The organism is Burkholderia sp. RF2-non_BP3 (assembly GCF_001522185.1).
Taxonomy (GTDB): Bacteria; Pseudomonadota; Gammaproteobacteria; order Burkholderiales; family Burkholderiaceae; genus Burkholderia; species Burkholderia diffusa.
Map to the genome: position 1 here is coordinate 81,067 of NZ_LOSU01000010.1, position 12,851 is coordinate 93,917.

General features: G+C 69.0%; 11 protein-coding genes. 4 read left to right on the forward strand and 7 right to left on the reverse strand.

From position 1 onward, the window contains the following. Positions 1-13: 13 nt before the first annotated feature. The 3 genes from WS45_RS03975 to WS45_RS03985 form a co-directional block, all read right to left on the reverse strand. Positions 14-853, reverse strand: a complete 840-nt coding sequence (locus WS45_RS03975) for a MerR family transcriptional regulator (protein ID WP_059533989.1) — start codon at positions 851-853, stop codon at positions 14-16. A 9-nt stretch (positions 854-862) separates the two neighbouring features. Beyond that, positions 863-1,423, reverse strand: coding sequence for a GNAT family N-acetyltransferase (locus tag WS45_RS03980; RefSeq protein ID WP_059533987.1), 561 nt, complete (start codon positions 1,421-1,423; stop codon positions 863-865). Positions 1,424-1,518: 95 nt separating this feature from the next. Further along, positions 1,519-2,439 (reverse strand): LysR family transcriptional regulator, encoded by a 921-nt coding sequence (locus tag WS45_RS03985; RefSeq protein WP_059691895.1) that lies wholly within the window; start codon positions 2,437-2,439, stop codon positions 1,519-1,521. 125 nt (positions 2,440-2,564) lie between these two features. On the opposite strand from WS45_RS03985, the gene WS45_RS03990 reads away from it, so the two are divergent. After that, complete coding sequence (locus WS45_RS03990; protein ID WP_059698456.1) at positions 2,565-3,563, forward strand: quinone oxidoreductase family protein; 999 nt, start codon at positions 2,565-2,567, stop codon at positions 3,561-3,563. A gap of 76 nt (positions 3,564-3,639) precedes the next feature. Here WS45_RS03990 and WS45_RS03995 read toward each other — a convergent pair whose 3' ends face one another. Beyond that, positions 3,640-5,154, reverse strand: a complete 1,515-nt coding sequence (locus WS45_RS03995; protein ID WP_059698333.1) for an MDR family MFS transporter — start codon at positions 5,152-5,154, stop codon at positions 3,640-3,642. Positions 5,155-5,382: 228 nt separating this feature from the next. On the opposite strand from WS45_RS03995, the gene WS45_RS04000 reads away from it, so the two are divergent. After that, positions 5,383-6,942: a methyl-accepting chemotaxis protein gene (locus tag WS45_RS04000; protein ID WP_059533983.1), complete on the forward strand. Its 1,560-nt coding sequence runs from the start codon at positions 5,383-5,385 to the stop codon at positions 6,940-6,942. Between the two features lie 53 nt (positions 6,943-6,995). Here WS45_RS04000 and WS45_RS04005 read toward each other — a convergent pair whose 3' ends face one another. Beyond that, a complete protein-coding gene (locus WS45_RS04005) occupies positions 6,996-8,663 on the reverse strand; it encodes an ATP-binding domain-containing protein (RefSeq protein ID WP_059698335.1) in 1,668 nt (555 codons plus the stop codon). 120 nt (positions 8,664-8,783) lie between these two features. Beyond that, on the reverse strand, positions 8,784-9,638 hold the full coding sequence (locus WS45_RS04010; RefSeq protein WP_059464640.1) for a helix-turn-helix domain-containing protein: 855 nt from the start codon (positions 9,636-9,638) through the stop codon (positions 8,784-8,786). 533 nt (positions 9,639-10,171) lie between these two features. Between WS45_RS04010 and WS45_RS04015 the strand changes: the two genes are divergently transcribed. Then, complete coding sequence (locus tag WS45_RS04015) at positions 10,172-10,381, forward strand: hypothetical protein (protein ID WP_059464641.1); 210 nt, start codon at positions 10,172-10,174, stop codon at positions 10,379-10,381. Positions 10,382-10,595: 214 nt separating this feature from the next. Here the strand turns inward: WS45_RS04015 and WS45_RS04020 are convergent, their stop codons facing one another. Next, a complete protein-coding gene (locus tag WS45_RS04020; protein ID WP_059533981.1) occupies positions 10,596-11,243 on the reverse strand; it encodes a hypothetical protein in 648 nt (215 codons plus the stop codon). 239 nt (positions 11,244-11,482) lie between these two features. On the opposite strand from WS45_RS04020, the gene WS45_RS04025 reads away from it, so the two are divergent. Continuing rightward, positions 11,483-12,817 carry an NAD(P)/FAD-dependent oxidoreductase gene (locus WS45_RS04025; protein ID WP_059698338.1) on the forward strand — a complete coding sequence of 445 codons (1,335 nt, stop codon included), beginning with the start codon at positions 11,483-11,485 and terminating at the stop codon, positions 12,815-12,817. Positions 12,818-12,851: the final 34 nt, after the last annotated feature.

Consider the following 12,851-nt stretch of genomic DNA (forward strand, 5'->3'; position numbering starts at 1 on the left):
GACGCCGGCGGTCCTATGCTTTGTCGCCGCCGTCTTGCGGATCCGGCGTGCCGGCCTGGCGCGCGGCTTCGTCGCTGAGCTTCCTGTCGAGGATCGTCGCGACGCGGCCGCCGAGATAGGCGCTTGCCGCGGTCTCGAGCGCGCGGTTCGTCTCGCCTTCGACGAACACGGCCGCGAGCGGGCGCAGGCGCCAGATCGCGTCGACGAGCGCGGGCACGTCGGTGACCGGCGGCAGCGTGCCCGCGTCGTAGCGGTCGAGCCGCTTCACGACGAGATCGACGAGCAGCCGCGCGATCGCGTCGAAATGCGGCCGCGCGAGGCTGATCACGTCGAGCAGCTCGCGCGGCGGGATGCCTTCCTTCGTCATCGCGGCGGCTGCTTCGAGCAGCGCGGGGCTTTTCGCGACGAACGACAGGCCGCGTCGTTCGAGCAGACCGAGTTCGGTCACGCGCGACAGTTGCGACGCCGTCTGCGGGCCGAACATCTGCGCGAGTTGCGCGAGCGAATAGGTCTTCGGCAGTTCGTGCGACCAGCGGCCGCCGATCGCGTTTTCCAGGCCGAGGATCGAACGCAGGTCGTGACCTTCGTCGATCGCCATGATCAGGTCCTGGATGTTCGACAGCGTGTAGCCGCGCGCGAGCAGGTGGTTGATCAGCTTCAGGCGGGCGACGTGCGTGTCGTCGTAGATGCCGACGCGCCCGCGCTTCTCGGGCGGCGCGAGCAGTCCGCGATCCTGGTATGCACGGACGTTGCGCACGGTCGTGTCGGACACGCGCGCGAGTTCGTCGACCGTGTACTCGTTGCGGGAATCCGGTGCGGCCTCGTCTGGCATGGTTTGAGTCTGTTTTGGCATGCGGCCATTCTAGCGCGACGCGACAGGCTCGGGCGAGGCGGGAAGGGTGTGTGCGCCGTCGCCGAGCGCGCGCTGCATCAGCGCGGTATCGATCCAGCGGCCGTGCTTGAACCCGACCGCTTTCAGCACGCCCGCGGGCTCGAAACCGAATGCGCTGTGCAGCGACGTCGAGCCGCCGCTGCCGCCGTCGGCGATCACCGCGATCATCTGCCGCCACGGGCCGGTCTCGCACCGTGCGATCAGCGCCGCGAGCAGCGCGCGGCCGATGCCGCGGCCGCGCTGCGCGTCGTCGATGTAGATCGAATCCTCGATCGTATGGCGGTACGCGCTGCGCGTGCGATACGGCGTCGCATACGCGTAGCCGGCGATGCGGCCGTCGCATTCCGCGACGAGATAGGGCAGCCCGTGACGCAGCACCGCGTCGCGGCGCGCGCGCAGTTCGTCGACGTCGGGCGGCGTCTCCTCGAACGACGCGACGCTGTGGCGCACATGATGTGCGTAGATCGCGTGAATGGCGGCAAGATCGGTGTCGGTCGCGTCGCGGACGACGCAGGCGGGGGCGGCGGGCATGATGGCGGAGCGGGCGGACGAAACCGTTACTATGCCCGCCGCGCGGCCGCGCCGTAAAGGCATGGGTCGCGTCGCGCGGTCGGGAAAAGCCGAGCCTACAAATGGCCATCCGCGTCGCGAACCGCGTCGGCGATGGCATCCGCGACGCGTTGCACGCGCGGCGAGCGCCGCACGTCCGGGTGCACGACGAGCCAGATCTCGCGCTCGACATCGCAACGGGGCGCGGACGTCAACTCGACGAGCGCGGCGGCAGTCGACAGCGACGGATCGGCCAAAGCCGGCGTGCCCGCGTCCGCATCCGCCTCCGTCGCCGACGTGTCGACGAGAAAGCGCGGCAGCAACGCGACGCCCGCGCCGGCCACGCACGCACGATGCAGCGCGGCGAGGTCGTTGGCGATGAACGCGAAGCGGCGCCCGGCCGCGAAGCGTTCGAGCCATTGCTGCTGCGGCATTTGCGCGAGTGCGTCGTCGTAGCCGAGGAATGCCCAGGTGTCGGGCGGCGCGGCGGCCCAGTCGGGCGATGCGCACAGCGCGAAGCGCATCGTGCCGAGCCGGCGCGCGGCCAGCCCCGGCTCGCTCGGCCGCGACAGGCGCACCGCGAGGTCGGCTTCGCGCGCGTACAGATTGGCCGCGTGCATCTCGCCCATCAGGTCGATCCGCAGCGCGGGCCATGCGCGCTGCGCGCGGGCGAGCCGCGGCGCGAGGAAGTGGCTCGCGAACACCGGCGACGCCGACACGCGCACGACACCGTCGAGCGCCGCCGCCCCCTGCGCGGCGCGCGCGAACGCATGCACGTCGGCTTCGACGCGCGCGGCATGCTCGGCGAGGTGCAGGCCTTCGTCGGTCGGCGGCCAGCCGCGCGGCAGCCGGTCGAACAGCCGGATGCCGAGCGCGGACTCCAGCGCATCGATGCGTCGGGCGACCGTCGAGTGCTGGACCTGCAGCGCCCGCGCGGCGGCCGACAGGCTGCCGCCGCGCATTACCGCCAGGAAATAGCGGAGGTCGTCCCAGCTCATCGGCAGCGCGGGCGCCGGCGTCGGATCGGTCGAATTTTGCACAGTAGATGGGCGTGAAACGGGAATTCCGATCGATTATGCACGATGCGATGATCGTGTCACATCATTCGATTGCGAGGAACGTCATGACCCAAACTGCCACCGCCACCCGGATCGGGGTCGACCGCTACGGCGACGCCGGCGTGCTGCGCCACTTCGACGCGCCTGTGGTGCCGCCCGGCGCGGGCGAGGTGCGGATTCGCCAGACCGCCGTCGGCGTGAATTTCGTCGACATCTATTTCAGGACCGGCGCGCATCCGTTGCCGGTCCTGCCGGACGCGCTCGGTGTCGAGGCAGCCGGTGTGGTCGATGTGGTCGGGCCCGGCGTGACGGGGCTGGTGCCGGGCCAGCGCGTCGCGTATGCGGGGCTGCCGACCGGCAGCTACGCGAGCGTGCGCACGCTGCCTGCCGAGCGTGTGGTGCCGGTGCCCGACGGCGTGAGCGATGACGCGGTCGCGGCCGGGCTGCTGAAAGGCATCACGGTCTACATGCTGCTGCACCGCGTGCGCCAAGTGGCGGCCGGCGACACCGTCCTCGTGCACGCGGCGGCCGGCGGCGTCGGGTTGCTGGCGACGCAGTGGGCGCGCGCGCTCGGCGCGCGGGTGATCGGCACGGTCGGCTCGGCCGCGAAGGCGGCACTGGTGCGCGCGCGTGGGGCGGAAGTGGTGGTCGACTATCGCGAGGCGGATTTCGTCGCGGCGGCCCGTGCGTTCGGCGGCGGCGCGGGCGTCGACTATGCGATCGACGGGATCGGCGGCGACGTGCTGACGCGTACGCTCGGCGCGGTTCGGCCGTTCGGGATGGTCGCGAGCATCGGGCAGGTTGCCGCGATCGGCGCCCGGCAGACGATCGACCTCGACGAACTCGGCCCGGCCCGCTCGATCGCGCTGGCGCGGCCGAGCGTGCTGGGTTTCATCGCGCGTGACGTGGCGGGGTATCGCGAGGCGGCGCACGCGACGCTCGAACGGTTCGCGGGCGGGATGCACGTGGAGATCGGCGCGCGACTGCCGCTCGAGCAGGCGGCCGACGCGCATCGCTTGCTGGAATCGCGACAGACGACGGGCGGGGTGGTGCTGGTGCCGTGACGGCGGACCGCGCGTCCGTGAATGGTCGTCCCGGCGGGCTGGCGGCGGAGCCACGGTGCCGCTGCGTGCCCGCCGATCAGTGATGCGTGCGCAGCGGCGCGCTCTCGACGAACCACGCGAGCACGAAGGCGATCGCAATCACGCCCGCGGCCGAGAGGTACACCACGTGCAGCGACCCGGCGAACGCATACAGGTACGCGTCGCGCACCGCATCCGGCAACTGGTGCACGGCCGCCGGACCGAGGGCGGGCGGCAGCTCCGTGCCGGCCGGCAGTGCCTGCGCGATCCGCGACTGCAGCCCGTGCGAGAACAGCGCGCCGAATGCGGCGACGCCGAGTGAGCCGCCGATCGAGCGGAACAGCGTCGCGCCCGACGTCGCGACCCCCATGTGCCGGAATTCGACGGTGTTTTGCACCGCGAGCGTGAGCACCGGCATCACCATGCCGAGCCCGATCCCGAGCAGCGCCATGTACGCGTACATCGTGTGCAGCGACGTGTCGAGCGACAGCGTCGACAACAGCGCCATCGCGATGCCGCCGATCAGCGTCCCCGCGATCGGGAACGGCCGATACGTGCCGAGCCGCGAGATCAGCCGGCCGCTCGCGACCGACATCGCGAGCATCCCGCCCATCATCGGCAGCAGCTGCATGCCGGCCTGCGACGGCGTCGAGCCCTTCACGACCTGCAGATAGAGCGGAATGAACGTGACCGAACCGAACAGCGCGATGCCGACGACGAAGCCGATCAGGCTCATCAGCACGAAGGTGCGCTGGCGGAACAGTTCGAGCGGCATGATCGGCTCGGCCGCGAGCCGTTCCTCGTAGATGAAGCCGCCGACCGCGACGATGCCGAGCACCAGCGTCATCCACAGCTGCGGCGACGACCACGGCAGCAGCGAGCCGCCTTCGCTCGTGAACAGGATCACGCAGGTGAGGGCCGTCGCGAGGAACGCGGCGCCCATGTAGTCGATCCGGTGCTTCACGTGCGCGGTGTGCGGCCGGAACGCGATGCCGATCACCGCGAGCGCGACGAAACCGAGCGGCAGGTTGATCGTGAAGATCCAGCGCCACGACAGATGTTCGACCAGGAAGCCGCCGAGCAGCGGCCCGATGATGGTCGCGAGGCCGTACACGCCGCCGAACATCCCCTGATAGCGCGCCCGGCGGTCGGGCGGCACGAGGTCGCCGATCGCGGCCATCGTGACGACCATCAGCCCGCCGCCGCCGAGCCCTTGCAGCGCGCGCAGCACGATCAGTTGCGTCATGTCCTGCGCCATGCCGCACAGCGCGGAACCGGCGAGAAACAGCACGATTGCGGCCTGCAGCACGATCTTGCGGCCATACAGGTCGCCGAGCTTGCCGTATAGCGGCAGCACGACCGTCGACGACAGCAGGTACGCGGTGACGACCCACGACAACTGGTCGAGGCCGCCGAGCTCGCCGACGATGGTCGGCAGCGCGGTCGACACGATCGTCTGGTCGAGCGCGGACAGCAGCATGACGAGCAGCAGCGCGGCCACGATCAGCCCGGTCGGCGCGTCGCGGCGGGCCGCTTCGGCGGCCGGTGGGGCAAGGAGGGTATCGGTTCTCATTGAGATATCTGCCATGGCAGGGAATTGACCGGAATATAGAGGTAAGTCATTGCCTGGTCAATTTCTGCCGAGCCTTGATTTGTTGCATCGGTAACAGAAGATTGCCGGCCGGAAAATTGATCGCGATCAGCCCGACAAAAGGCAGGGCTCAAGTTTTTTGCAGGCAAACCGTAATCCAGAGTGCCGCGGACCGATTGCCGCGGCACTCTTTACCGCTCACGTCCCGTCATGAACCTGAACGCCCTGTTTTCCCGCTTCTCGATCCGTACGCGGATTTTTTCCACGCTCGGCCTCGTCGCCGCGCTGCTCGTCGTATCGGGCCTGATCGGCCTGACCGGCATGCAGCGCTCGAACCGCGCGCTCGATGAAGCCTATACGCGCGAGCTGGCCGCGAAGACCGCGCTGTCCGCCGCGAACCTGAACCTCACGATCGTGCGCACCACGCTCGACCGCGCGCTGCTGCATCCCGAGGCGCCCGAAGTGCCCGATCTCGTCAGCAAGGCCGAGAACTATCTCGCGAAGGCCGATGCCGCGTGGCGCACCTACGCGACGATGCCGCACGACGGCGACGAAGGCCCGCTCGCGACGCGGCTCGACACCGCGCGCCAGGCGCTGATCGGACAGGCGTTGAAGCCGATGATCGACGCGATCCGCGCGGGCCATCGCGATGATGCCGACCGGCTGCTGATGACGGTCGCGCCGCCGCTGTCGGTCGCGCTCACGCAGGCGACCGATGCGCTCGACGCGTACCAGGCCGCGCGCGGCAAGGACGTCTACGACACCGCGCAGACCTATTACGGCTGGATGCGCGCGGGCGCGATCGCCGGCATTGCGTTCGGTCTGGCCGCGTGCCTCGGCTGCGCGATCGGCCTGCATTTCGCGATCACGCAACCGGTGAACCGTCTGCTGTCGCATTTCCGCCGCCTGTCGGACGGCGACCTGACGTCGGAAGTGCGCTGGTCGTCGCGCGACGAGATGGCCGAGCTGGTCAAGGGCGTGACGGGCATGCAGCGCAGCCTCGCCGATACGGTGCGTCAGGTCACCCAGGGCTCCGAAGCGATCTCGACCGCGACGCACCAGATCGCGGCCGGTAACACCGACCTGTCGCAGCGCACCGAGGAGCAGGCGTCCGCGCTGCAGGAGACGGCCGCGAGCATGGAACAGCTGACGGCGACCGTGAAGCAGAACGCCGATCACGCGGTCGAGGCGCAGGCATGCGCGGACAACGCGAGCGAGATCGCGACGCGCGGCGCGACGGTCGTCGGCGAAGTGATCGGCACGATGAACGAGATCGACCAGAGCTCGCAGAAGGTGGCCGACATCATCGGCACGATCGAGGGCATCGCGTTCCAGACCAACATCCTTGCGCTGAATGCGGCGGTCGAAGCCGCGCGCGCGGGCGAGCAGGGCCGCGGCTTCGCCGTGGTGGCGGGCGAGGTGCGCACGCTCGCGCAGCGCTCGGCGTCGGCCGCGAAGGAGATCCGCACGCTGATCGGCGAGTCGGTCGAGCGTGTCGCGACGGGGTCGCGGCTGGTCGGCGTGGCCGGCGCGACGATGCAGGACATCCAGCAGGCGATCGGCCGCGTGACGGGCATCATGACCGAGATCGCGGCCGCGTCGAACGAGCAGCGCGACGGGATCGAGCAGGTGAATCGCGCGGTGTCGCAGATGGATCAGGTGTCGCAGCAGAACGCGGCGCTGGTCGAGCAGGCGGCGGCCGCCGCCGCTTCGCTCGAGGAGCAGGCCGACGGTTTGCGCCGGGCGGTGGGGGCGTTCCGCGTCGCGTGACGCGCTGGCGGGGCGTTGGTTCCACGCGCCCCCGCCGCCCGCCGACCGCCGCGTCAGCTGCTTGTGAGCTGCGCGGCCGAGCGCGCCGACGCGACGAGCAGCAACTTCATCGTCGCGCGCGTCGCGCCGACGAACAGCTTGCGGGCCGCGCGCGCATCGAGCGTGTCGAAGTCGATCTCGGTGAGGATCACGCACGGCGCGGACTGCCCCTTGAAGCGATAGATCGAATCGAGCAGCACGTCGCCTTCGCGATATTCAGGGTTGCCGAACAGGTCGTACTTGCCCGTGAAGCGCTTGACCCGATGCGGGCCGAGTTGGTCGAGCCGCGCGAGCACCGAGCTTTCGCGGCCGCGATACGACAGCACCGCGATGTCCTGCTTGCGGAAGCCGAGCGACAGCGCGTGCGTGATCGCGCGCTTGGTCGCGTCGATGCACGCGTCGGCGAGGGCGTCGCCTGCCGCGCCGTCTTCCCCGTATGACGACACCGACGGATCGGAACCGTCGAACGGGCTGCCCGAGCGCAGTTCGGCCGCGAGCGGCTCGACGCGGCCGACCACGTCGCGCACGAATTCGAGCAGGTCGCGCGGGCTGCGGTAATTCGTCAGCGCCTTCAGCGTGACCCAGCCGGGCAGCGCGACGGGCTCGCGCAGATAAAGGTTCTGCAGCGGATCTTCCAGCCACCACCATGCGCCGTTCGGCGCCAGCAGGCGCTCCAGCGCCGCCGCCCACGGCGCGTGGAAATCCTGTCCCTCGTCGACGATCAGCACATCGAAGCGCCAGCGTTCCGGCACCGGCGCTTCCGCGAAGCGCGCCTCGAGCCGCTCGAACGCGCCGGGCGCGTCGAAGTCGGGCGTATAGCCGCCGTCGCGGGCCACCCAGTCGCACAGCTGATGGTAGTTCGCGATCGTCGCGCCGGGCGGCGCGATGCGCGCGATGTAGTCGGCGAGCGGCCGGTTGAAGCATACGTAAAGCACGCGCTTGCCGGCCGCGACCGCGTCGCGCATCGCCTGCACGGCGAGCTGCGTCTTGCCCGAACCCGCGGTGCCCGTCACGCGCAAGCGGAACGGCGTGAACTCGAGCTGGCGCGCCCATGCGGCGAGCCCGCCCGACAGCCGCGTGACGAGCGTGCCGGCCTGCCCGACGAGCGCGCTCGTGTCGGGCGTGAGCGCCAGCTCGTCCGCGAGGAAATGATGCAGCTTCGCGGCGTTCGGCAACGGTTCGTCGTGCTCGGGCAGGATCTGCAGGATCGCCTGCGCGAGCTGCGCCTTGCGCGATGCGTCGACGATGCGGTCGGCCGCGACGCCGGCGATCGCCGTCTCGCGGATCGAGTAGTCGGGGCAGTACAGCAGCGCCTCGACGCCATAGACGCCCGCGCCGAGCGCGGCTGTCAGGCGCCTGTGCAGCGTCTCCTGCGTGCGCGCAAGCTGGATCGGGACGTTGCGCTCCTTCTGCAGGTAGACCTTCACGAGCCCCTTCGGCGTTTCGCGCAGGAAGCCGGCCTTCTGCTCGATCAGCAGCACGCGGCCGGCAGGGCTCACGACGACGAACGCCGCTTCGCCGAACACCGAGAAGCCCTGGTCGGCACGCGTCCAGTGCACGCCGTGATAGACGGTGTAGCTGTCCGGCAGCGCGTGTTCGAGGGCGGCAAGCGTCTCGCGCTCGCGTTCGGCCGCACCGGTGGCGGCGAGGCTTTTCCAGTCGTCGGGAATGAGGCGGGCCATGAGGTCGGGCGGCTGAGGCAGGTCGTGAACAGGGTCCGGCTATTGTACTGAGGAACCTGTTCACGGCCGCCGCGCCGCGCGGGCGCCGGCCATGCGAAAGAGGGGGCGTGCGTGCGGGAATTACCCGCGTGCGAGCCGCTTCGCGAGATCGGCGCTGAGGATCGCCATGCGTGCGGGTTTTTCGTAGCAGACGACGTCGAATGCGCGGATCACTTCGCTGATGTCCGCTTCGCTCGCGCGGCCCGTGAGCAGGTCGCCCGTCAGCACGAAGATGGGCGCGCCCGGATTGTCGGACGTGCGCACCGCCTTGATCGCGGTGGCGGCCGTGCTGTCGTCGAACAGCCATTCGGTGACGACCGCATCGAACGCCTGGCCCTGCAGCGCGTCGACGAACGGCGCGAGGCCGTCGAACGCGGCCGTCGCGAAACCTTGCCGCTCGAGATAGCGGCACAGCTCGGTCGCGCTGACGCGATCGGGATCGATCACCGCGACGACGAGCTTGTCGCTCTCCGCGCGGCGCGGATAGATCTCGATCTTGTGCACGTCGTACGCGTTCTGGTACAGCACGCCCGTGTGGCGCAGCACGCGCCAGCGGCCGTTCTGTTCGTACGCGACGAACTCGGGGCGCGCGCCGGCTTCGAGCGGCGCGCCGATCCAGGCGGTGCACGGAATTTCGGCGACACCGGCGTACAGGACGGCTTCCTGCGAATAGGCGCCGACCATGCCGGGGTCGAGCGTCTGCGCGCCGAACAGTTGAGCGGCGGGCTCGCCGTACGCTTCGGCGACTTTCTTGATCTGCGCGAGCGTCCAGGGGCTGCTGCCGCGCAGTTTGCGGTGACCTTGCGAAAAGCTCAGGTCGAGGATGCGGCACAGCTCGGTGGTTTGCTGGCGCTTGCCGATGCCGTTGCGAGTCATCAACTCGCGCACGCGCTCGGCAACCGCGAGGGAATCCGTGGTGATTGCTTCAGTGGTCATGCTACGGGAACGGATCGTGACGTTCAGAACGACGCCTTGCGGCAGTCTCGGCGGACAGTCTTGACGACGTCCAGGGGGCGAGCCGACCGGCCACGCGCGGAAAAGATAACTTTACCGCAAAACGACTGCCATTCCATGGCGCAAAAGGTGCGTTTCTGTGAAAGGTGTGTCACGACGTTACGCGCGATCCGGCGGCGTGTGCCATGCGCTGCTGGCTCGTTCGCAACCTTCAGGCGCGGATCGCGAGGGGCCGGGACAGGATTCCTCGTCCGGCAGTACGGAATCGCATCGCGCTGCCAACGAAATGCACCAGAGCAGGGCACGTTCGTGATTGGAATCGCGGCATCGGGCCATCCTGAGCGCGACAAATTTTTACAGGACGTCGTGCGTCGGGCTAGACGCAGCGCATCTTATACGCGGATCGTTTGACGGTTTACTCTAATGAAACCGATGCTGCCCCGTTTCGGGAGCGGGGGGTGAATGCGGCGCGGGCCCATGCTACGATTTCGCCGTCTCAAAATAGTGTTGAAGCGATGCAGAAGAAATTTGTGATGCGCGGGTACGAGATGAACTGCGAACCGCGCGTGACGGAGGACGGCAAGTACGCCGCCCAGGTCGAGGTCACGAAGCTGGGTTTCAGCCGCGAGGCGGCATTCCGCAAGCTGGGCGAATTCGATACCGAAGCGGATGCCGTCGCCTATGCGAAGAAGTTCTCCGAGGAGTGGCTGAGCCGCTACGCGTAGCGCGTCGTTCGCCCGTGCAGCGCCGGCACGCTCATTCACGGCGAAAAACACGACGGACGTTCCGAATTCGCGGCGTGGATGGCATCGGCGAAGCACCGCAGGATCGTTGATTGCACGGCGCTCCCCCATGTTCCATCTGTTGAGAAGTGCGAACCGATGAATCGACGCACGCGCCGGCGCGGCCATCGATCGATGGCGGCCGCATGCAGTCGACCTACGCCGGCATGTACGTGAACGGTTCGCCATCCTCCCGCTCGACCGACAGCAGCCGCTTGAGTTGATCGAGCGCGAACAGCTGTTTGCCTTCCGCCGCCGCTTCGGCTATCGCGGCATCGACGAGTTTCCTCGCGCGCGCGAGGACCACGGATCGCTGGCGCGCGATCTCGAGCACCATGCGCTGCTCGATGTTCTGGCGGGTCGATTGCTTGTCGCTCAGGTGACGCCAGCGATCGCGAAGCTCCGCCCAGGTGACGCGCTGAAATTCCGGAATCGCGCGCGGGAGCGTGCCGGCTTCCGCGGGCTCCGGCCGTGCACGCAATGCACAGCGCAGCGCTTCGCGGGCGCGCCACTCATCCGAAAACGGCGCATACACGTCGCGCGTGCGGCCGATCGGATTCGCGCGTTCGATCTCCTTGTCGAGCAGATAGCCGAGCCGCCGCAGCGCGGAGCCATGCGCGAGCATGGCCGGATCGAGCACGCGGATCCGGCGCGACGCATCCGCGACGTGCGCTTTCAGTTCCCACAGCGTCAGGCGAAGGTGCTGCACTTCGAGTATCAGGCGCTGTACGTCGGCGTAGGTGCACTTCGTCCACCATTCGGTGAGGTCGTTCAGCTTCGGGGGATCGAATGGGGGGAGGATCATTTTTACTGCAGCGATACTGTATGGATGTACAGTTTATCGCGCGGTAACATAGCGCCGTCAAGGCGAAAAAATGGGGACGGCCGATGAGCAAAACCGACCGGCGGCAGGGCCGATGCCGGACCGTTCATCGAGCGTCCCGCACATTCGCCGGCCTTGCCCGGAACCCGACCGCCTGATCCGGTGCACGCCATCGCGAACGTCGATGGATGCGCCCGACGTATCGACGCCAACAGAGAACAATGACGACAACCTATCCGCTGCATGACGCATTGACGCACGCCGACACGGCGTTTCCGGCCGAAGCCGACATCGTGATCGCCGGCGCCGGCATCATGGGCTGCGCGGCCGCCTATTACCTCGGCCTGCGCGGCCTGAAGGCCGTCGTGCTCGACAAGTCGCGCATCGCCGGCCAGCAATCGACGCGTGCCTGGGGCTTCGTGCGGCAGCAGGGCCGCGAGTCCGCCGAAGTGCCGCTGATGATGGCCGGCATGCGGATCTGGGAGGGGCTCGAGCAGGCGCTCGGCTTCGATCTCGAATGGCGCCAGGGCGGTTGCCTCTATATGGCGGACAACGAAGACGACTGGACATCGTTCCAGGCATGGCTCGCCGTCGCACGCGAACACGGGCTCGACACGCGCACGCTGACACGCGCGGAAATCGACGCGCGCGTGACCGGCCTGGCGACGCAGGCGCGCACGCTCGGCGGGCTGTATACGGCGACCGACGGGCAGGCCGAGCCGCGCCGCGTGGCCGCCGCATTCGCGGCGCGCGCGACCGAAGCCGGCGCGCGTTTCTTCGAAGGCTGCGGCGTGACGGCGATCGAGACGGCCGGCGGCGCGGTCGTCGGCGTCGTGACCGAGCGCGGCACGATTCGCACCCGGCGCGTGATCTGCGCGGCCGGCGCGACCAGCTTCCGGCTGCTCGACGGCGTCGGCATCCGGCTGCCGCAACAGGCCGTGCGCGGCACCTGCATGCGCACCAACGTGCTGCCCGACGTGTCCGCATCGACGATCTGGGGCCACGGCCTCGGCATTCGGCAACGCAGGAACGGCACGATCAACCTTGCCGACGACATGCAGGTCGACGTCGACCTGACGCTCGGCCATCTGCGCGGCTTGAGCCTGTTCTGGCCGGAGTTCTGGTCGCAGCGCGAGAAGTTCCGGCTGCATCTGAATGCGGCGGCGTGGCGCGATGCCTGCGCGCGCATCGGCGGTGGCGGCGGCCCGATCGACCCGCGCGATCCGCAGCCGCAGCCGAATCGCGCGCATGCGCCGCGCGCGCTCGCGAAGTTGAAGACGATCTTTCCCGCGCTGAAGGATGCGCAGATCGTCGAGGCCTGGGCCGGCCTGATCGACGTGCTGCCCGACGGGATTCCGGTGATCGACGCGCCCGGCACGCCGTCCGGGCTCGCGATCGCGACCGGCTTCTGCGGGCACGGCTTCGCGATGGGGCCGATCGTCGGGCGGCTGCTGGCCGAATGGGTCGATGCGGGCGAGCCGTCGCTCGACCTGTCGGCGTTCCGTGCACGGCGTTTTGCCGACGGGACGATGGTCCGGCCGCGCAGCATGCTGTAGCGGACGCGCCCGCGTGTTCCCGTCGTAGAATCGA